At 71.8% G+C, this 18,933-nt stretch carries 16 protein-coding genes; 6 read left to right on the forward strand and 10 right to left on the reverse strand.

Features of this window, described 5'->3' with window-relative positions; all coding sequences use genetic code 11:
- Positions 1–2: 2 nt before the first annotated feature.
- On the reverse strand, positions 3–422 hold the full coding sequence (locus tag VF289_RS14540) for a YccF domain-containing protein (protein ID WP_330884624.1): 420 nt from the start codon (positions 420–422) through the stop codon (positions 3–5).
- Positions 423–563: 141 nt separating this feature from the next.
- Here VF289_RS14540 and argS point away from each other — a divergent pair, with 141 nt between their 5' ends.
- Positions 564–2,339: an arginine--tRNA ligase gene (gene argS / locus VF289_RS14545; protein ID WP_330884625.1), complete on the forward strand. Its 1,776-nt coding sequence runs from the start codon at positions 564–566 to the stop codon at positions 2,337–2,339.
- A gap of 143 nt (positions 2,340–2,482) precedes the next feature.
- Positions 2,483–3,190, forward strand: coding sequence for a lysoplasmalogenase family protein (locus VF289_RS14550; RefSeq protein ID WP_330884626.1), 708 nt, complete (start codon positions 2,483–2,485; stop codon positions 3,188–3,190).
- 53 nt (positions 3,191–3,243) lie between these two features.
- Here VF289_RS14550 and VF289_RS14555 read toward each other — a convergent pair whose 3' ends face one another.
- Positions 3,244–4,146 (reverse strand): alpha/beta hydrolase fold domain-containing protein, encoded by a 903-nt coding sequence (locus VF289_RS14555; protein ID WP_330884627.1) that lies wholly within the window; start codon positions 4,144–4,146, stop codon positions 3,244–3,246.
- Positions 4,147–4,262: 116 nt separating this feature from the next.
- On the opposite strand from VF289_RS14555, the gene mtnN reads away from it, so the two are divergent.
- Both mtnN and VF289_RS14565 read left to right on the forward strand, forming a co-directional pair.
- Positions 4,263–5,057 carry a 5'-methylthioadenosine/S-adenosylhomocysteine nucleosidase gene (mtnN, locus tag VF289_RS14560; RefSeq protein WP_330884628.1) on the forward strand — a complete coding sequence of 265 codons (795 nt, stop codon included), beginning with the start codon at positions 4,263–4,265 and terminating at the stop codon, positions 5,055–5,057.
- A gap of 213 nt (positions 5,058–5,270) precedes the next feature.
- The gene (locus VF289_RS14565) at positions 5,271–7,124 is read left to right on the forward strand and encodes a BCCT family transporter (protein ID WP_330884629.1); all 1,854 of its coding nucleotides are present in this window, start codon (positions 5,271–5,273) and stop codon (positions 7,122–7,124) included.
- A 118-nt stretch (positions 7,125–7,242) separates the two neighbouring features.
- On the opposite strand, the gene VF289_RS14570 is transcribed toward VF289_RS14565, so the two are convergent.
- A complete protein-coding gene (locus VF289_RS14570; RefSeq protein ID WP_330884630.1) occupies positions 7,243–8,184 on the reverse strand; it encodes an NAD(P)-dependent oxidoreductase in 942 nt (313 codons plus the stop codon).
- 63 nt (positions 8,185–8,247) lie between these two features.
- On the opposite strand from VF289_RS14570, the gene VF289_RS14575 reads away from it, so the two are divergent.
- Positions 8,248–10,041, forward strand: a complete 1,794-nt coding sequence (locus tag VF289_RS14575) for an alpha/beta hydrolase (protein WP_330884631.1) — start codon at positions 8,248–8,250, stop codon at positions 10,039–10,041.
- A 30-nt stretch (positions 10,042–10,071) separates the two neighbouring features.
- Here the strand turns inward: VF289_RS14575 and VF289_RS14580 are convergent, their stop codons facing one another.
- Together VF289_RS14580 and VF289_RS14585 are read right to left on the reverse strand one after the other, a co-directional pair.
- Positions 10,072–10,920, reverse strand: a complete 849-nt coding sequence (locus tag VF289_RS14580; RefSeq protein WP_330884632.1) for a sulfurtransferase — start codon at positions 10,918–10,920, stop codon at positions 10,072–10,074.
- A 52-nt stretch (positions 10,921–10,972) separates the two neighbouring features.
- Positions 10,973–12,193: an endonuclease/exonuclease/phosphatase family protein gene (locus tag VF289_RS14585; protein ID WP_330884633.1), complete on the reverse strand. Its 1,221-nt coding sequence runs from the start codon at positions 12,191–12,193 to the stop codon at positions 10,973–10,975.
- Between the two features lie 190 nt (positions 12,194–12,383).
- Here VF289_RS14585 and VF289_RS14590 point away from each other — a divergent pair, with 190 nt between their 5' ends.
- The gene (locus tag VF289_RS14590; protein ID WP_330884634.1) at positions 12,384–13,250 is read left to right on the forward strand and encodes an NAD(P)-dependent oxidoreductase; all 867 of its coding nucleotides are present in this window, start codon (positions 12,384–12,386) and stop codon (positions 13,248–13,250) included.
- A gap of 11 nt (positions 13,251–13,261) precedes the next feature.
- Here the strand turns inward: VF289_RS14590 and VF289_RS14595 are convergent, their stop codons facing one another.
- From VF289_RS14595 to VF289_RS14615, 5 genes are all read right to left on the reverse strand, one after another.
- A complete protein-coding gene (locus tag VF289_RS14595; protein WP_330884635.1) occupies positions 13,262–14,128 on the reverse strand; it encodes an AAA family ATPase in 867 nt (288 codons plus the stop codon).
- Positions 14,125–15,822, reverse strand: a complete 1,698-nt coding sequence (locus tag VF289_RS14600) for an FAD-binding dehydrogenase (protein WP_330884636.1) — start codon at positions 15,820–15,822, stop codon at positions 14,125–14,127. The genes VF289_RS14595 and VF289_RS14600 overlap by 4 nt, the downstream gene beginning before the upstream one ends.
- Before the next feature lies 1 nt (position 15,823).
- The gene (locus VF289_RS14605; protein ID WP_330884637.1) at positions 15,824–16,144 is read right to left on the reverse strand and encodes a hypothetical protein; all 321 of its coding nucleotides are present in this window, start codon (positions 16,142–16,144) and stop codon (positions 15,824–15,826) included.
- A gap of 66 nt (positions 16,145–16,210) precedes the next feature.
- Positions 16,211–17,701 carry a proline-rich domain-containing protein gene (locus VF289_RS14610; protein WP_330884638.1) on the reverse strand — a complete coding sequence of 497 codons (1,491 nt, stop codon included), beginning with the start codon at positions 17,699–17,701 and terminating at the stop codon, positions 16,211–16,213.
- Between the two features lie 19 nt (positions 17,702–17,720).
- Positions 17,721–18,926 carry an SPFH domain-containing protein gene (locus VF289_RS14615; RefSeq protein WP_330884639.1) on the reverse strand — a complete coding sequence of 402 codons (1,206 nt, stop codon included), beginning with the start codon at positions 18,924–18,926 and terminating at the stop codon, positions 17,721–17,723.
- Between the last annotated feature and the right edge of the window lie 7 nt (positions 18,927–18,933).

Below are 18,933 nucleotides of genomic sequence, written 5' to 3' on the forward strand. Positions count from 1 at the left end.
GGTCAGCGGGCCGTCGGGAACATCCGCGCCCGGGCGGAGTCCGAGTCCATGATCTCCTTGCCGAAGGGGAAGCAGGTGACCGGGATGAGCTTGAGGTTCGCCCAGGCGAGCGGGATCCCGATGATGGTGATGGCCTGGGCGATCGCGGTGCCCACATGGCCCAGCGCGAGCCACCAGCCGGCGATCACGAACCAGATCACGTTGCCGAGCGTGCCGGCCGCACCGCCGCGGCCGGTGTCCACCACCTCACGGCCGAAGGGCCACAGCACGAAGCCCGCGATCCGGAAGGAGGCGACGCCGAAGGGGATGGTGACGATGAAGATGCAGGCGAGGATGCCCGCCAGCACATAGCCCAGGAAGAGGGCCCAGCCGGCGGTGAGCAGCCAGATGATGTTCAGGATCAGCGAGACGAGGGAGCGCATGTCCCCACCCTAGGCATCCCGGCCGGGACGCGGCAGGGGGATGTCCCCCGCCGCGGGCTTCCTGCGTGCCATCGGTCGCACTGTGCCCGCCGGCACGGAATCCGGAGGCATACGGGCGGGGCCGACGATTACCCTGGGCGCATGCCTGCTCCCGAGATCGCGCTGACCCAGCGCTTCCAGACCGCCTTCGCCGCCGCCTTCGGCCCCGAGTACTCCGACGCGGATCCGATCATCCGCCCCTCGCAGTTCGCGGACTTCCAGTGCAATGCCGCGATGGGCCTGGCCAAGCGCCTGGGCAGGAAGCCGCGCGACATCGCCGCGGAGATCGTCACGGCCGTGGATCTCAGCGACATCGCCGAGGAGCCGGAGATCGCCGGTCCCGGATTCCTGAACATCCGCCTGCGCACCGAGTGGATCGCGGCCCAGGCCGCGGAGCTGGTGGACCCGTCGGCCGCCCTCGGCGTGCCCGCGCCCGAGCGGGCCGAGACCGTGGTGCTGGACTACTCGGCGCCGAACGTCGCCAAGGAGATGCACGTCGGCCACCTGCGCACCACCGTGGTGGGCGATTCGATCGCCCGCACCCTGGAGAAGCTCGGCCGCACCGTGGTGCGGCAGAACCACATCGGCGACTGGGGCACGCCCTTCGGCATGCTCATCGAGCACCTGCTGGAGGTGGGCGAGGACGGTGCCGAGGCAGAGCTGCTGAAGACCGATCCGAATGCCTTCTACCAGGCGGCGCGGGCGAAGTTCGATGCGGCGGAGCAGGCCGATCCGTCGGGCTCCGAGCTGGCGGGCGGCGACTTCGCCTCCCGCTCCCGGAGGCGGGTGGCGACCCTGCAGTCCGGCGACGCCGAGTCGCTGAGGATCTGGACGAACCTGGTGGAGCTGTCCACGCTCTACTTCCACCGCATATACGACATGCTCGGCGTGACCCTCACCGATGATCACCTCGCCGGGGAGTCCACCTACAACGATCTGCTCGAGGCCGTGTGCGACGACCTCGAGGCCGCCGGCATCGCGAGGATCTCCGACGGGGCGCTGTGCGTGTTCCCGGAGGGCTTCATCGGCCGGGACGAGCAGCCGCTGCCGCTGATCATCCGCAAGTCCGACGGCGGCTACGGCTACGCCACCACGGATCTCGCCGCGATCCGGCACCGGGTGGGCACCTTGGACGCCGACCGCATCGGCTATGTGGTCGGCTCCGCCCAGGGCCTGCACTTCCAGATGGTGTTCGCCGCGGCCCGCGAGGCCGGCTGGCTGCCGGCGGAGGTCGAGGCGACGCACGTGAAGATCGGCTCGGTGCTCGGCGAGGACGGCAAGATCCTGCGCACCCGCTCCGGCTCCTCCCTGCGGCTGATGGCGCTGCTCGAGGAGGCCGTGGCCGCCGCCCGCACGGTCATCGACGAGCTGCGTCCGGACCTGCCCGAGACGGAGCGGGCGCAGATCGCGCACGACATCGGCATCGGCGGTGTGAAGTACGCCGATCTCTCCACCGCGCACGACTCCGACTACACCTTCGACCTCGAGCGGATGCTGGCGCTGACCGGCAACACCGCCCCGTACCTGCAGTACGCGGTGGCGCGGATCCGCTCGATCAGCCGCAAGGCCGAGGCGCAGGGGCTCACCGCGGCCGCCGCGCCGCGCGTGGAGAACGAGGCGGAGCGCGCGCTCGCGCTCGCGCTGCTGGAGTTCGGTCCGACGCTCGTGAGCGTGGGCGCCGAGTACGAGCCGCACCGGCTGTGCGCCTACCTGTTCTCGCTCGCGCAGGCGTTCACCTCCTTCTACGAGGCCTCACCGATCCTCAAGGAGGTCGATGAGGAGGTGCGCTCCGGTCGCCTGGCGCTCGCCCAGCTCACGGAGCGGGTGCTCGTCGAGGGTCTGGACGCGCTCGGGGTGAACGCGCCGCAGCAGATGTGAGGCGCGGGAGAAGCGGACGATCACGACATAGCGCCCGCGCTCGAGCGGCCGTGACCCAAACGTGCCCGGGTGTTACCCAAACGTGCCCGTGCACGGTGGTCGGTTCCCTGGTCCGGGCGGGATGCGCTTCCTACTCTTGAGCAGTGCCGCCGATACGCCCCCTCCATCTCGCGCTGTGGGGCGCGTACGCCCTGACCGTGCTGGTGCATGTCGGGGCCGTGATGACCGGGTCGGAGCTGACCCAGCGCGTCACCCAGCCTCTGTTCGTCCCGCTGCTGATGGCGGTTCTGCTCACCGCGGTGCCGCTGCGCTCACGAACCACCTCCCTGCTGGTCGCGGGCCTGCTGTGCGCGTGGGCGGGCGACTCCCTGGGCCAGTTCGTCCCCGGGGTCATGCAGGAAGTCACGGTGGCCGGCTTCCTCGGCGCGCTGATCCTGTACTCCGCCGCGCTGGCGCCGCTGTGGGCCCGCAGCCGCGACGCGATGCGCATCGCCCTGGCCATCCCGTACGGCGGCGTGGTGATCGGGCTGTTCGTGGCCTGCGCGGATGGCGCCGGTCCGCTGCTGGCCGTGGTCGGCGCCTATGCGGTGGCGCTGGCCACGATGGCGTTCCTCGCCGCGGGCGGCAACGGCCTGACCTGGTCCGGGGGCACGCTCTTCCTGCTCTCCAGCTCGCTGCTGGCGATGGACTGGTTCCTGCCGGGGGCGTCGATCGCCTTCAGCACCGAGCTGGTGATGCTCACCTACACGGTCGGGCACGCCCTGCTGATCGCCGGGATGGTGCGCCTGCTCCCGCGGCGCCCCCGCACCGCCTGCGCACCCGGCGCCGCCCTGGTGATCATCGAGAGCTGAGCGACGTGCTGCGAGCGGCAGGAGCCCAGCGGATCAAGCGGAGCTGAGCGCTCTCAGCCCTTCGGCTCCAGCACACGGGCCAGCAGGTCCGCCTGTTCCCGGTGCAGCCGCTCGATGTCCTCGCCCCGGCGAGGGATCAGCTGCAGACCGAGCCGTCCGCTGATCTCGCGGTAGTGCAGGTCCGCACCGTTCTCCTCGAGCTGCAGCCTGGCCACCCGCACCTCGGAGAGGAACAGGTCGCGCATGCCGACGCTCAGGTGGACCGGCGGCAGCCCTTCCAGGCTGGCGTTGATGGGCGAGAGACCCGGATCATCCAAGGCGGTGCGTCCGGCGTAGCGCCGGGCGGCGTCCCGCAGCAGGCGACGTTCGTGGACCGGGTCGACCTGGTCGGTCTCGGTGATCCCGGCGTTGGAGAGCTCGAGGTCCAGCCAGGGTGACATCGCGATCAGTGCCGACGGCGCGGGGATCTCCGGCCGCTCGCGCAGGCGCCGCGCGATGACGAAGGCCAGACCGCCACCGGAGTGCTGACCGGCCAGCACCCACGGACGGTCGGCGAGCCTGCCGTCGGCCGCGAGGGCGTCGAGCACCGCTTCGACGTCGTCCCGGCCCACCGGGTGCTGGTGGTCGGGGGCGTTGCGGTAGTCGATCATCAGCCCCGCGCAGCCCAGGGCGTCCACCTGCCGGGAGAGCCATGCCCAGTCGCTCGTGAACGGTCCGGAGACGTAGGCGCCGCCGTGGAGGTAGACGATCAGGCCTCGCGAGGCCCGGTGCTCGTCGAGCCAGACGGTGCGGGTGCGGCCGATCATCTCGGGCTCGATCGCGTGCGACTTCAGCACGTGACCGGGAGGCTGCGGGCTGCGGGCCTCCCGCAGCGCCTGATGGGTCAGGGTCGAGGGGATCGGGATGCGGCGCACCGCCCGCGCCCCCGTCACCACGGCGTCTCGGATGCGGCCCATCGGTGCCTCCTGTCCGCGACCGTGCCCGGTCGCCTCGCTGGCGTGTGGGATCAGCGTAACGAATCCTCCTGGGACCCCGCTCCGCACCAGGCCCTCCTCCCCGGTACGCTCCGGGCATGCCCTCCTCGCCTGTGCCCTCTTCGTCTGTGCCCTCCCCCGCTGCGGCCGCCGATGTCCCCGCGGTCCCGTCGGGGCCGCTGCTGGTCCTGGTCGCGATGCCCGAGGAGGCGGCTCCGCTGCTCGAGCGACTCAGCGGGCGCCGTGCGCTCGAGACCCCCTTCACCGAGGGCGTCACGGCCGAGCGCGGCATGCTCGCCGGCACCGAGACGCTGGTGGTGACCACCGGCATCGGCATCGCCGCCGCGACCGCCGCGGCCACCTGGGCGATCCTCAGCTCCTCCCCCTCGTTGGTCGTGGCCGCCGGCTCCTGCGGCGGGCTCGGGGCCGACGTCGAGGTGGGCACCCTGATCGTCGGCGAGACCTTCACCTACTCGATCGCCGACGCCACCGCCTTCGGCTACGCCCCCGGTCAGGTGCCGGGCGGCCCCGAGCGCTTCTCGGCGCAGCCCACCTGGGTCAAGGCGGCCGAGCAGGCCGCGCGCCGGACCGCCGCGCAGTCACCGGACGGCCCCGGCACGCGCCGCGGCCTGATGCTCTCCGGGGACGCATTCGTCACCGCCGAGATCGCCGCGCCGATGCGGGAGCGGTTCCCCTCCGCGCTGAGCGCGGACATGGAGACCACCGCGAGCGCCCGCACCGCGGAGGCGCTGGGAGTCCCCTTCGCCGCACTGCGTGCGGTCTCGGACCTGTGCGGTCCGGCTGCGGGCCAGCAGTTCCATCTCGAGCTCGACGTGGTCGCGGAGATCTCCGCCCGGGCGGTCGAGGAGCTCGCCGGGAGCCTCACCGACTGAGGAGGAGCTGGGGCGCGAAGACGCCGCCAGGGGAGGTGGACCGGTCGCGGCGACTGGTGTCGGCACTGCGCGCAGACGCACGTGAAGGTTGTGGGGAGTCGCACCCGGGAGGGCCGACTCGAGCTCTCTGACGCCCCTTCGCAGACATGACAGGCGCCCGGGGGTTACGGTAATGAGGCCTCATTTCCCTTGTCCCCCTCCGAAAGAGAGCCCGTGACCTCCTCGAAGGCCAGCAGCACGCCTCACTCGTCGCCGCCCGCCGGTGGCCGTAGGACCGACGATCCCCCGACGCCGCCCTCCCCGGCATACGCCCTCTCGAAGCCCGTCTTCTTCGTCTCGGCAGGGATCATCCTGCTCGCCGTGGGGTTCGCGCTGATCCTCCCCGACGCGTTCAACGCCGCGATCTCGACGCTGAACTCCACGGTCGTGAGCTCGATCGGCTGGTACTACGTCCTGATCGTCACCGCTTTCGTGGCCTTCGGCATCGTGGTCGCCGCGAGCCGCATGGGCAACATCAAGCTCGGCAAGGACGACGACGAGCCAGAGTTCAGCATGTTCTCCTGGTTCGCCATGCTCTTCGCCGCCGGCATGGGCATCGGCCTGGTCTTCTGGGGCGCCGCCGAGCCGCTGACCTTCTACAGCGAGAACGGGGCCCCGCCGAACGCCGCGGGCCTGGCCGATCCGGATCGCGCCGAGCGCGCCCTGGGCCAGACCTTCCTCCACTGGGGCCTGCACGCCTGGGGCATCTACGTGGTCGTCGGCCTCGCCGTCGCCTACGCCGTGCACCGCAAGGGCCGCCCGGTCTCCATCCGGTGGGCGCTCGAGCCGGTCCTCGGCAAGCGCACCGACACCTGGATCGGCGACGTCATCGACATCATCGCCCTGGTGGGCACCCTGTTCGGCATCGCCACCTCGCTCGGCTTCGGCGTGAACCAGATCGCCGCGGGCCTGGACCACCTGGGCGTGCTGCCCAACTCGACGCTGGTGCAGGTCATCATCATCCTCGTGGTCACCGCGCTGGCCACGCTGAGCGCAGCGAGCGGCGTCGACAAGGGCATCAAGATCCTGTCGAACCTGAACATGGGCCTGGCGGCGTTGCTGCTGATCACCGTGCTGATCCTGGGCCCGACCCTGTTCCTGCTGCGCGACGTGGTCTCGAACGTCGGCTACTACCTGCAGAACTTCCTGCAGCTGTCCTTCCAGACCCTGCCGTTCCGCGGCGAGGAGGGTGCCACCTGGATCAACGGGTGGACCACCTTCTACTGGGGCTGGTGGATCTCCTGGTCGCCCTTCGTCGGCGTCTTCATCGCCCGCATCTCCAAGGGACGCACGATCCGCGAGTTCGTCACCGGCGTGCTGCTGGTGCCGACCGCGCTGACGTTCCTGTGGTTCACCATCATGGGCGGCACCGCGCTGTACGAGTCCGTCATCGAGGGCGTCGACTTCACCGGCGGCACCGGGGACATCGATCCCAACACCGCGCTGTTCGACACCTTCTCCCAGCTGCCCGCCGGGGCGCTGCTGTCCGGCGTCGCCGTCATCCTGGTCTCGATCTTCTTCATCACCAGCGCCGACTCCGGCGCCTTCGTGATGGACATGATCGCGCACAAGGGCAATCCGAACCCGCCGCGGATCACGCGCATCTTCTGGGCCTCCACCTCCGGCATCATCGCCGCAGCCCTCATCTGGGTCAGCTCGCTGTCCAGCGATGGGGCCTCGGGCATGGAGGGGCTGCAGGCGCTCGCCCTGCTCTCGGCACTGCCCTTCTCCGTCGTGATGATCGGCATGACCTTCTCGCTGTGGCGCTCGCTGAGCCGAGAGGTCAAGGTCATCGAGAGGCTCGAGCTCCGGATCCGCCAGCGCGAATTCATGGAGCGCTACTCGGAGGAGCTCACCGACGAGATCAGCGACCGCGTCGAGGACCGGTTCGCGGAGCAGGTCGAGGCCCAGGTGGCCGAGCATCTGTCGACCTACACCGGTGAGGTCCCGGTCGTGCCTGCTGCGGAGGATGGCGCCGCCCGCAGTCGTCGCCGCGGCCCGCGGAACCCGTTCGGCAAGGGCTCGTGACCGTCGCGGCATCCTCGATGCCGCAGACGACGTCCTGAGCGCAGGGGCCCGGTGGCAGCTGTCACCGGGCCCCTGCTTCTCTCGAGCGCCCTGCGGGGCGCGCAGCCCGGCAGGCTCCTCAGCGCGCGGCGACGTGGAGCCGCTCGGTGCCGTCCACCAGGGCGCGGAGGTTCATCGAGATTCGCTCGTCGGCTCCCACCGGGCGGCCGCCCGCCGCGTGCGGGGTGATCAGCAGCCGCGGCGCGTGCCACAGCGGGTCCTCGGCTGGCAGCGGTTCGGGGGTGGTCACGTCGAGTCCGGCACTGCCGAGCGTGCCCGCCTCGAGCGCCTGGCGCAGCGCGTCCTGGTCCACCGTCGCGCCGCGGCCCACGTTGATCAGGATCGCGTGGTCGGGCAGCGCGGCGAGCACCTCGCGGCCCACCGCCCCGGTGGTCTGCTCCGTCGCGGGCAGGATGTCGATCAGCACGTCGACCTCGGGCAACGCGGCCAGCACATCCTCCTCGGCGATGACCTCGATGCCGTTGCGGGTCCCGGCGCTGCGCGCCGCACCGCGCACCTCGGCGCCGAGCGCCTGGAGGGTCGGGGCGAGGTTCTGACCGATCTGGCCGAAGCCCCAGATCAGCACGCGGGCGCCGATCAGGGTGGTCAGCCGTCCTTCGGGGTGCAACGGCTGCAGCCCGCCGAGCTCGGCGGACCATTCGTGACGCTGCTGCGCTTCGCGGCTCTCCGGCAGGCGGCGCAGCAGGCTCAGCAGCAGGGCCAGGGCGTGCTCGGAGACGGTGAGGGAGTGCAGGCCGGCGCCGGCGGCGATCTCCACCCCGGGGCCGAACCCGGCGGCGAGGATGCCATCGATCCCGGCGGAGAGCGACTGCACCAGCCGCAGCTCCCCCAGGTGCTCGGCCGCGGAGGCGAGGTGGCGGCGGGAGGCGCCCCACACCACGAGCACCGCGGCGTCATGATGCTCGGCCGGGATCGCCTCACGGGCGTCGATCACCACGGCCTCCCATCCGTCGGGGAGCTCGGGCGTCAGCGGAATGGTGTCGGGAATCAGGATCTTCATGGGCACAGACTACGGAGCGGAAGTCCCTCGCGGGGCAGCAGGCGGGTCCGATAGCCTGCCCCCATGCGTTTCGGCCCCGCACCGTCCCGTCCCGGCCCGACCAGCTGGATGGGGGGTGCCGTCGCCGCGGTGCGCGCCGTGACCCGGAGCACGGGGCATCGCGCCCGACGCCTCGCGATCGCCGCTCCGCTGGACACCGCCGGATTCCTCGGAGCGTCGGCGACCGCGTGGATCTCCACCTCCCCGAGCCTGCTGCCGCGCACCTGGTGGATGTGGGCGGCGAACATCGGCGTGTCCGAGGTGTACGGCTACTCCCTCGGCGTGGCCTCGGGCCGGGTGGTGCGCCGCCTGAGCGGGGCGATCGGCCTGCAGGTGAGGATCGCGCCGGAGCACCGCCGTCGCGCACGCTGGGTCGGGGCCGCCGCGCTCGTGGGCATCTCGACCTACTCGTGGGTGCGCGGTGTGCTGCGGCAGCGGGAGATCAGCCATCTGGTGCAGCAGGAGCCGAAGAACCTCGCCACCCATGTGGTGGGCTCCGCGGCCGGAATCGGCGCCTCCGTCGGCGCGCTGGTGCTGGTGCGGTCCGTGATCGCCACCGCCGGACTGTACCGGGCGCTGCTGCGCCCCTACCTCCCTCCGCGCCTGGTGGGGGCGCTGTCCCTGCTGCTGACGGCCGCGACCCTTGCCGTCCTCACCGATCGGCTGGTCCGTGGCCGCCTGCTCGAGCGGGTGATCGAGAAGGCGGAGGCCGCGAACCGGCTGATCGCCCCGGACGTCCCGCGCCCCACCTCGACGCTGCGCTCGGGGGGCCCGGAGTCGCTGGAGACCTGGCAGTCCCTCGGCGCCCCCGGCCGCAAGATCGTCTCCGGCGGGGCGGATCGCGCCCTGATCGCCAGGACCGTCGGCCGCGAGGCGATGGATCCGATCCGTGTCTACGCCGCGGCCTCGAGCAGCCGGTCGCTCGAGGACACCGTGCAGGCGGTGGTCGCGGAGCTGGACCGCACCGGGGCCTGGGACCGGGAGGTGCTGGTGCTGTTCACCGGTACCGGGACCGGCTGGCTGCAGGAGTGGTCGCTCTCCGCGATCGAGTTCCTCACCGCCGGGAACTGCGCGACCGCCTCCATCCAGTACTCGTACTTTCCCAGCCCCCTCGCCTACCTGGCGGATCGTCGCTCCCCCCAGCGGGCCGGCCGGCTGCTGCTCCAGGCGGTGCGTCGGCGCCTGGCCGAGCTCCCCGCCGAGGTCCGCCCGGCCCTGTACGTGGCCGGGGAGTCGCTGGGCTCCTTCGGCGGGCAGGCCGCCTTCCGCGACGTCCCGGAGATGCTCTCCACGGTCGACGGCGCGGTGTGGACCGGCACGCCGAGCTTCACCCCGCTGTGGCAGCAGCTGACGACTCAGGCCCGTCCCGGCTCCCCCGCGGTGGCACCGATCTTCGACGGCGGCCGACACATCCGGGTGGTCACCCGCCCCCGCGAGCTGCACCGCAACTACTGGGGCGGCCTCTACGAGCAGTGGCAGCATCCCCGGGTAGTCTACGCCCAGCACCCCTCGGATCCGGTGGTCTGGCTCGATCCGTCGCTGCTGTGGCGCGAACCCGCCTGGCTGCAGGAACGGGTGGGGCATGACGTCACCCCGGCGATGCGCTGGTTCCCGTGGATCACCTTCTGGCAGATCGCGGCGGACATGCCGCTGTCCATCGCCGTCGCCGGCGGGCACGGCCACTCCTATCACGAGGAGATGGTGCCGATCTGGGCCGCGGTGCTGGGACAGGACGTGCCGGAGCAGGAGCGACGAGCGCAGGCCGGGCAGCACCGTGCCATCGTCGCCGCGATCCGGGCGAACACTCCCCAGAAGTGACGTGGCCCGGGGTCAGGGCGGGATCGCGGCTCAGGGATTCGGGCCGACGGTCACCGGGCGCGCGGCGTCCGCGCTCCACTGCGACCAGGAGCCCGGGAACAGGCGCAGCCGCGTGAAACCGGCGCTCTCCAGCGCGAGCAGGCCATGGGTGGCGGTGACGCCGGAGCCGCAGTACACGATCGTCTCGCGGTCCTCGCTCACACCCGCCGCCTCGAAGCGACGCCGCAGCTCCTCGGGCGCCATGAATCGCCCGGAGGCGTCCAGATTCCCGGCGAAGGGCAGGTTCACCGCTCCCGGGACGTGTCCGGCACGGGGGTCGATCGGTTCGACCTCGCCCCGGTAGCGCTCCGGGGCGCGGGCGTCGACCACGAGCGCCTCGCCGGCGGCGACCTCGTCCGCGCTCGCGATGCGGCTGCTCGGCCAGGGGCGGGCGGCGACGTCTCCGGGCGCGGGGCGGACCTCTCCGGTCTCGAGCTCGCCGTCCCAGGCGTCGAGCCCTCCGCTGAGCACCGCGGCATCGTGCCCGAGGGCGCGCAGCATCCACACCAGGCGGCCGGCCGGGGCGCCGTTGGTGTCGTCATAGGCGACGACGGCGGAGCCCTCGATGAGTCCGGCACGGCGCAGCGAGGCCGCGAAGTCCTCGGGCTCGGGCAGGGGGTGGCGGCCCGCCTCGGGACGTGCGGGGGCGGCGAGCTCGGTGTCGAGGTCGACGTAGACGGCGCCGGGCAGATGGCCCTGGAGATACGTGCCGCGGCCCCTGCTGCCGTCGAGCGCCCAGCGCACATCGAGCAGGCTCACGGGACGGTCGCCGGCGGCGGCCCCCTCCAGCAGGGCGTGCAGGGAGTCGGTGTCGATCAGCGGCGGCAGTGCGGGGCTCATGGGAGAACCCTATGCCCGCACGGCGCGGCACGGTGTTCCCGTGCCGCTGGCCTCAGGCCTTGACCTGGAGGTCCACCCGCACCAGGCGGTGGTCCGAGGTGGGGAACGGGTAGGTGCCGGTCAGCTCGCTGCCGGGGTGGCCCGACGGCGGCCAGTACACGGCGGAGGAGACCACCTGGAGGGTCCTGGCGGGCAGAACGTAGTCCACCCGCAGGTTGCCGGGTCCGGGATCGTCGGTGAAGTCGGCGGTGTCGAGCCGAGCGGCACCGGTGTGCTGGAGGTTGGCGCCGCCCTGCGCCTTCGCCGCCTCGATGCCACCCTCGCTGGTGGGCTTCGTGTCCTGGATGCGGGGATGCTTCAGCAGCTGGTCGATCGCTCCGGGCCAGGAGTCGCCGTCGAGGGGATCGGCGTTGAGGTCGCCCAGGATCACGAACTGCTCCTGGGGGTCGAGTCCGCCGCGCTGACCGGCATCGTCCTGGATCCAGCGCGAGCGTCGGCCGGGGCTGAGGTAGTCCGCCCACAGGCGGATCTCGTCGCTGTTGCGGCGCTGGTTGCGCTTCTCCGGGCCGTCGAAGCTGGGCGGGGTGGGGTGCGAGGCGAGCACGTGCACGGTGCTCGCACCGACCCGCACCGGCACGTCCCAGTGCGACTTCGAGCTCAGCCGCAGCTGTGCGGCGATCTCGGTGCCGTAGTACTCGACCGGCAGCAGATTGCTGGGCATGGCCGACCAGCGCAGATTCTGGAAGGTGCGCACCTGATCGGTGAGGATCCGGTGCCGGGAGAGGACCACCATCCCGTACTGGCCGGGGAACTCCCCGAAGCCCCAGGCGTCATCCGGACCGCCGACGGTGCCGTCGCGGTTCAGGTCCAGCCCGCTGGGCTCCCCGGTGTTGACCGGGGCGGTGAAGGCGTAGGGGTAGAAGACCGGGCTCTTCCCGTTCTGGGAGACCTCGAGGTACTTCTCACGGAAGAGGTCGATGCCCGTGCCGTGCTCGTCGTGATCGAACTCGTTCAGCAGCACGATGTCGGGGTTGTTGAGCTGGATGACCTCGGCGACGGCGCGGATCTGCGCGTCCTCGCCGGTGGCGAGGTCCTCGAGCAGCCGACCCTCCTGGGAGCGGTTCAGGGACACGTTGTAGGTGGCCACGCGCAGGCTCTGGACGTTCCCGCGGTGGCGGGACGGCTGCGGCGCGGCCTCGGCCGCGGCGGGCAGACCGAGTCCTGCGGCGGCGGCCGCGGCGAACGCTCGACGACGGGTCACACGAGGAGTCATGCCTCCATTGTGCACGGTCGACGGCGAGCTCCACACCGCGGTGCGGACTGCTGAGACCGCCGGGGGCCGCAGACTGCTCCGAGATCCTCCCCAGGGTCCCCGAGCGAGCCCCCGGGAATCATGCGCGATACCGAGAACCCTCGAGAACCCTGCGCGCCCCCGAGCAGGGCGTCGGTGACAGACTGGCGCCATGAGAATCGCGTTCCTCGGCACCGGCCGCATGGGCACCGAGCTTGCCCTCCACCTGCTCCCCGACCACGAGCTGACGGTCTGGAACCGCACAGCGGAGCGCACCGCTCGACTCGCCGAGGCGGGCGCCGCCGTCGCGGGCACGGCCGCCGAGGCGGTCGACGGGGCGGCGCTGGTCATCACCTCCCTGTTCGGACCCGACGCCGTGCGCGAGACGGTGATCGCCCCCGGCCTCATCCCGCCGGGCACCCCCTGGGTGGACACCACCACCGTCTCCCCCGCCGACGCCGAGGAGTTCGCCGCCGCGGTCGCCGGCTACGTGGGCGTTCCCGTGGTGGGCTCCCTGGGCCCGGCCCGCAACGGGGCCCTCGGCGTGTACGTCGGCACGCCCGACGCGGCGCTGCGTGCACAGGTGGTGGAGCTGGTCTCCCCCTGGGCGGATCCGGAGCGGCTGCGCGGCGTCGGCTCGAGCCGGGAGGCCGCCGTCGGCAAGCTGCTGGCGAACCTCGCCCTCGCGGTCAGCGCGCAGGGCCTGCGGGAGGCGCTCGCGCTCGGCGAGGCGACCGGCACCTCCCCCGAGGCGACCCTCGACATGCTCGGCGGGACCGGGCTCGCGTTCATCGCCACCATGAAGGGCCCGTTCGTGCGCGGCGAGCGCACCACCGAGGGCGGCGACTTCACGGCCGACGCGATCGCGAAGGACGCGCGGCTGATGCTCGACACCGTCGACGGCGCCGCCCGCCCCGGCAGCGACCTCCCGGCCCTGCGCGGCGCTCTCGCCTCGCTCGACGCCGAGATCGCCGCCGGACACGGCGAGCACGACTTCTCGACGATCCTGCTGCCGGGCGCGGAGCCCACCGCGGAATAGGTCCGGCGGGGTCAGTTCGTCGGTCGATGCTGCACGATGAGCACGATCATGTCGGTCTCCGCCCAGGAGGTGTGTTCCTCACCGTGCCTCCAGTGCACCGAATCGCCGGGGCCGACGGACACCGGCACGTCGTCGCTGGTCGCGACGCTCCCGTGGCCGGACACGACGTGGAAGAGCTGATCGGGACCTGCAGGATGCCGGGGCAGGGACGATCCCGCCGAGAGTCGGGCGAGATGCACATGCGCGCGCTCCGTCCTGCCGAGCTCGAGCAGATGCGCCATGGCCACGCCCGGTGCTCCATCGAGGTCGCTCGGCTGACTGCTCGTGATCTCCATGCTCAGCCCCCTCTCGCCCGGCAGCGCGGCGGCGAGCACGGCGCGGGCCGTGGCGCGGGGGTCCTCGGCGATCGGGACCGTCACGTCCTCGACCGCGGCGGCGTCGAGGATCGCGGTGAGCTCGTCGAAGCGGTCCAGGTGCCAGGTCATCATCCCCGGGTCGAGCTCATGGCGGCGGTGCAGGCGCGAGCGGACCAGCTCGCGCGGCGCGGTGAGCCGCACGACGGTCATCGGGGAGTCCATCGCCTCCTCGTACCGGCCGCGGTGCCGACGCTCCTCGATCACCCCCGCCGCGACCAGCACGCGCGCACCCGCCACTCGGTAGTTCCGAGCCACGGCACGCAGGTTCGCCAGTTCGATCGAGGTGTTGAAGCGGTCCCCGGGCGGAGCGGGCCAGCCGCGCCGGATCGCGTCGAGGTCGATCACGGCGCCGGGGATGCCGCGCGCCTCGAGCAGGGCGCCGACGGCGTCGGCGACCGTGGTCTTGCCGACGCCCACCGCGCCGATGAGCAGCAGCGCCGAGGGCACCTCCTCCGCGCTCATCGCAGGTCCTCGAGCACGCCGCGGGCGGCCTGCCGGCCGGAGAACAGGCAGCCGCCGAGGAAGGTGCCCTCCAGCGCGTTGTGACCGTGCACCCCGCCGCCGCCGAAGCCGCTCGCCTCGCCGGCGGCGTAGAGGCCCGGCAGCGGGGCCCCTCCCTCAGAGCCCGCCCCGGCTCGCTCCGCGTCGGCGCGCAGCACTCGGCCGCCGAGATCCGTCTCCAACCCTCCGAGGGTCTTGCGCAGCAGCACGTGCAGCCGGACCGCGATCAGCGGGCCGGCCTGCGGGTCGAGCAGGCGGTGCGGGGAGGCGGTGCGGATCAGGCGATCCCCGAGGTACTTCCGCGCGCCGTGCAGCGCGGTGATCTGGGCGTCCTTCGAGAAGCGGTTGCCCAGCTCCGCGTCCCGGGCGCGGATCGTGCGCTCGAGGGCACGGGCATCGATCAGGACCTCCCCCGCGAGCGCGTTCATCTGCCGGACCAGGTCGGGCACGGACCCCGCCTGCCGGAAGTCCTCGCCGTGATCGAGGAAGGCCTGCACGGAACCGGGGGCGCCGGGCTTCACCCGGGAGAGGACCTGCTTCCAGTCCTTGCCGGTGAGGTCCGGGTTCTGCTCGCTGCCGGAGAGCGCGAACTCCTTCTCGATGATCTTCCGGGTGAGCACGAACCAGGAGTGGTCGTGCCCGGTGGTGCGCAAGTGCCGCAGCGTCGAGGTGGTGTCGAAGCCGGGATAGGCGGGGGCCGGGAGCCGGTTCCCCTCGGCGTCGATCCAGAGCGAGGACGGGCCGGGCAGGATGCGGATGCCGTGCCCTCGCCACACCGGATCCCAGTTGCGGATCCCCTCGGTGTAGTGCCACATCCGGTCCCGGTGGATCCAGCGCGCCCCGGCGCGCTCGGCGGCGAGCATCCCGGCACCGTCCACGCTCGCCGGGACGCCGTGCACGACACTGCGGGGCATGCTGCCCAGATCGGCCGGCCACAGCGACCTCACCAGCTCCTCGTTCCCGCCGATCCCGCCGGTGGCGACCAGCACCGCGGCCGCGCGCTCCTCGAACTCCCCGGTGACCTCGCGCGTCGAGCCGACGCCGCGCGGGGTCGTGTCGGCCGTGAGAACACTTCCCCGCACCCCGGTGACCCGGCCGTCCTCGACCAGGAGCTCCTCCACTCCGTGACGGGTGCGCAGCGCGATGCGGCCCGCCGCCCGGTGGGCGGCGAGCTTCCTGGCGAAGGGGTCGACGATCCCTGGCCCCGTCCCCCAGGTGATGTGGAAGCGGGGCACCGAGTTGCCGTGCCCCTCCGCGCGGCCGTCACCGCGCTCGGCCCAGCCCACCACGGGGAAGAGCCGGTGCCCGAGCCCTCGCAGCCAGTCCCGCTTCTCCCCCGCCGCGAACTGCAGGTACGCCTCCGCCCAGCGGCGCGGCCAGTGATCCTCCGGGGTGTCGAACGCGGCGGAGCCCTGCCAGTCCTGCCGTGCGAGATCCAGGCTGTCGCGGATCCCCAGGCGGCGCTGCTCCGGGGAGTCGACGAGGAACAGCCCGCCGAAGCTCCACCAGGCCTGCCCGCCCAGGTCCTGCTCGCCCTCGCGCTCGAGCAGCAGCACCCGTCGGCCGCCATCGGCGATCTCGGTGGCGGCCACCAGGCCCGCCAGCCCTGCGCCGACGACGATCACGTCGGCACGGAACCCCGCAGCGGGGCCCATCTCAGTCCACCGAGATCCGGCGCACCCGCGTGAGGTGGTCGGTGCTGTTGCGCCCGGACATGGAGCGGCTCTTCTGGCGGTTGTTCGTGCCGACCTTGCGGTCCCCGCTGCGGAGGTTCCCGACGGCGACCTCCGTCTCCTTCTCGAAGTGGTGGCGCTTGTCGGTGTTGCGGTAGTAGCGGTAGATGCCGCCGTAGACCGCGGCGAACACCGCCGGACCGGCGATGAAGGGGAAGGCGATGCCTGCCGCGCCGGAATCGGAATCCGCCAGCAGCATCGTGGTCGCCGGATCGGCGGAGAGCTCAGCGAGCAGCGGCAGCATGGCGTCCTCCTGACGGGTGCGGGTGGTGGGTGGTCATCTCTGGTCCCCTCGTCGGGATCCTGGCGCTCACATCAGGAACCAGCCGAAGCCGACGACCGCACCGATGACGGCCGCCACGGAGCCGGCGGCGCAGGCCAGCGCGAAGATCTTCGGATGCGAGACGGGGACGGAGCCCATGGTGTTGCCGTTGCGGGCGTTGACCGCGATGTAGTGGGTCAGCGAATCCCCGGTGGCGGAGTCCGCATAGCTGTACAGCCACACCGGCACGTACACCGCCACCCAGCGGGTGCCGCGCACGGCCACGCCCTCCGCCTCCCAGCGCACCCCGCGGTCGTAGCGACCGAGGGTCGGGGTGGCCTTGGCCCGGGCGATCGCCAGGAACCGGTTCTCCACCTCGCTGTCCACATCGCGCACGTTCAGATCACGCCGCTCAGAGGTGAAGTTCTTGAGGTAGTTGGAGTTGTAGGCGACGGCGTTCTCGGTGTCGTACGGCTGGACGGCGTTGAGGATGTTGTTCGTGGCCTGCTGGTTCTCCCGGGCGTCGAAGCGCTCCGCGGATTCGACCGTGAGGTCGTCCACGAGCAGGTCGAAGGCGCGCTGGACGGAGTAGACATCGGCGTCGTAGTAGGTGGTGCTGCGCTTGTTGTCCCCGCTGCCGGTGGTCACGGTGTACTTGCGCGTGGTGACCTCGCCGGTGCCCTGCAGGACCGCGTGCATGTTGCCGTCCACCACGAGGTAGGGGATGTACACGCCCATCACGTTGTCGGGGACGTACTCCTGCTTGAAGCGGCTGTGCGCGAAGGTCTTCCGCTTGGCGACGAAGGCATCGATCCGCTCGATCGCCTCCTCGCGCGTGAGCTGGAAGGGCAGCACCGCGTCGGGGATCGCGCCGTTGGGGATCTGCGAGTTGATCGAGAGGGTCTGCCGGCACCAGTGGCACCGGGCCTGCACCTGCTGTTCGACGTTGATGACCACCTCGGCGCCGCAGCCCTGGCACTTCAGGGTCACGGTGGTGAGATCCTCCCGGACATCCGAGGTGCCCGAGGCCATGGTGTGGCCGCGCAGCTCCGAGATCGCGGAGTCCAGGCCGAAGGCCTGCTCCGCGTTCCGCTCGTTCCAGGTATGGCGGCAGTAGGAGCAGAACAGCGCCTTGGCGCTGAGCGAGTAGTGGATCTCCGTGCTGCCGCAGCGGGGGCACTTGTTCAGCCCGTCGTCCTTGCCGGAGCTCGTGTCGATGATCCGGTGCGAGGAGTGCTTGCGCACGGCCTCGGCGGCGCTCGCGACGGCATCATCCCCGAGCATCTGCTGCTGCTCGGGGTGCGGCGGCTGCCGCTCGGGGTGCCCACCCTGCCCGCCGGGCCACTGCGGCGCCTGCTGCGGGCCGGTGCTCGGGGCCCCGGAGGGTGTGAAGCGAGGATCTCCGCTCGGAGCGGGCCCCTGGCCGGGGCGGAGCGGCTGCCCGGTCGACGGCGCAGGCGGGACCGGCCCGCCGTCCCTGGAGGGCTCGGCGGGCTGGTCCGGTCGCGCCCAGGGTGGGCGCTCGGCAGGAGTGGTCATCGTTGTGCGGAGATCGGTCTCAGAGGCCGAGCGCGGCCTTCTTCGCCGCCTCGTAGTCCTCGTCCGAGATCAGGCCCTGGTCCAGCATCTGCTTGTACTGGGCGAGCTTGGCCACCGGATCCTCCTGCGCCGGGGCGGCCTGCTGCTGCGGGGCATCCTGCTGCTGCGGCTGACCCTGCTGCTGACCCGGAGGAGCCCAGGGCTGGACCGGGTTGACCATGCCGCCGGCCGCACCCGCACCCGCACCGAACATGGCCAGGCCCGCACCGCCGCCGGTCTCCCCGGCGGCCTGCACACCGCGTGCGGCGGCCTGGTTCATGAAGGACTGCGAGCGGGCACCGGAGAGGGCATCGGCCTTCTGGACATCCTTGAGCAGCTCACGGGTGTGCTGGTCGTACTCGATCGAGACGATCGCGGTCTTCACGATCGCGAGCCCACGGTCGCTGGACCAGCGGTAGCCCTCCTCGACCGCGGCCGAGAGCGACTGCGCGAAGCCCACCGAGTCCCCCTGGATGCGGGAGATGCGGTTGCCCTTGTCGGGATCGTTCGTGTAGCGGGAGAACGCCTGCGCGAGGGAGCCGACGACTTCCTGGAACAGCTGGTTCCCGGCCTTGTTGTCGGGATCGGCGAAGTCGAACACCGGGGCGTTCGCGGAGATGAAGCTCGCGGGCACGAAGTTGTGCACGAACAGCAGCGGGTCGATGATCCGCAGCGTGTACGAGCCGCGGCACACGGCGCCGACCTGCGAGTTGAGGTAGGCGTCGTCCCAGTAGATCTCCGACTGGGTGCCGAAGCGGTTGTCCGGGAGCTCCTTGAGGCTCACGTAGAACGCGAGCTGCTGCGAGGAGGGACGGCCGCCGAACTTGAAGCGCTCCCACGAGGTGCCGACGGTCGAGGCGAGGAGGTCGTCGCCGGCGAAGACGGAGCGGGCATCCGGGGACTGGTCGTTGAACTCGTAGCCGCCGGCCTCGGTGATCAGGCCCGTCGCACGGCCGTCGACCACGGTGATCAGGCCGTAGCCCTGGGGCACGAGGATCTTCGACCCGTTGGAGATGACGTTCTCGCTGCCGCGGGTGTTCGCGCCGCGACCGGCGTTGGTGCCCTGCGGAACCGCCGGGAACAGCGCCGCCGTCTGCGGCAGCCCGTTCGGGACGGTGAGGAAGTCCTTCCACTGATCGGCGAGCATCCCGCCGACAGCGCCCTTGAATGCCTGGATGAATCCCATGTCAGCT

The sequence above is a fragment of the Brachybacterium sp. genome, from assembly GCF_036379615.1.
In the GTDB taxonomy this organism is placed as follows: domain Bacteria; phylum Actinomycetota; class Actinomycetes; order Actinomycetales; family Dermabacteraceae; genus Brachybacterium.

Bases quoted from the DNA above. Each gene is read 5' to 3' on its own strand.
- VF289_RS14540 (WP_330884624.1), bottom strand. From the start codon at position 422: ATGCGCTCCCTCGTCTCGCTGATCCTGAACATCATCTGGCTGCTCACC.
- argS (WP_330884625.1), top strand. From the start codon at position 564: ATGCCTGCTCCCGAGATCGCGCTGACCCAGCGCTTCCAGACCGCCTTC.
- VF289_RS14555 (WP_330884627.1), bottom strand. From the start codon at position 4,146: ATGGGCCGCATCCGAGACGCCGTGGTGACGGGGGCGCGGGCGGTGCGC.
- mtnN (WP_330884628.1), top strand. From the start codon at position 4,263: ATGCCCTCCTCGCCTGTGCCCTCTTCGTCTGTGCCCTCCCCCGCTGCG.
- VF289_RS14570 (WP_330884630.1), bottom strand. From the start codon at position 8,184: ATGAAGATCCTGATTCCCGACACCATTCCGCTGACGCCCGAGCTCCCC.
- VF289_RS14575 (WP_330884631.1), top strand. From the start codon at position 8,248: ATGCGTTTCGGCCCCGCACCGTCCCGTCCCGGCCCGACCAGCTGGATG.
- VF289_RS14580 (WP_330884632.1), bottom strand. From the start codon at position 10,920: ATGAGCCCCGCACTGCCGCCGCTGATCGACACCGACTCCCTGCACGCC.
- VF289_RS14585 (WP_330884633.1), bottom strand. From the start codon at position 12,193: ATGACTCCTCGTGTGACCCGTCGTCGAGCGTTCGCCGCGGCCGCCGCC.
- VF289_RS14590 (WP_330884634.1), top strand. From the start codon at position 12,384: ATGAGAATCGCGTTCCTCGGCACCGGCCGCATGGGCACCGAGCTTGCC.
- VF289_RS14595 (WP_330884635.1), bottom strand. From the start codon at position 14,128: ATGAGCGCGGAGGAGGTGCCCTCGGCGCTGCTGCTCATCGGCGCGGTG.
- VF289_RS14600 (WP_330884636.1), bottom strand. From the start codon at position 15,822: ATGGGCCCCGCTGCGGGGTTCCGTGCCGACGTGATCGTCGTCGGCGCA.
- VF289_RS14605 (WP_330884637.1), bottom strand. From the start codon at position 16,144: ATGCTGCCGCTGCTCGCTGAGCTCTCCGCCGATCCGGCGACCACGATG.
- VF289_RS14610 (WP_330884638.1), bottom strand. From the start codon at position 17,701: ATGACCACTCCTGCCGAGCGCCCACCCTGGGCGCGACCGGACCAGCCC.
- VF289_RS14615 (WP_330884639.1), bottom strand. From the start codon at position 18,926: ATGGGATTCATCCAGGCATTCAAGGGCGCTGTCGGCGGGATGCTCGCC.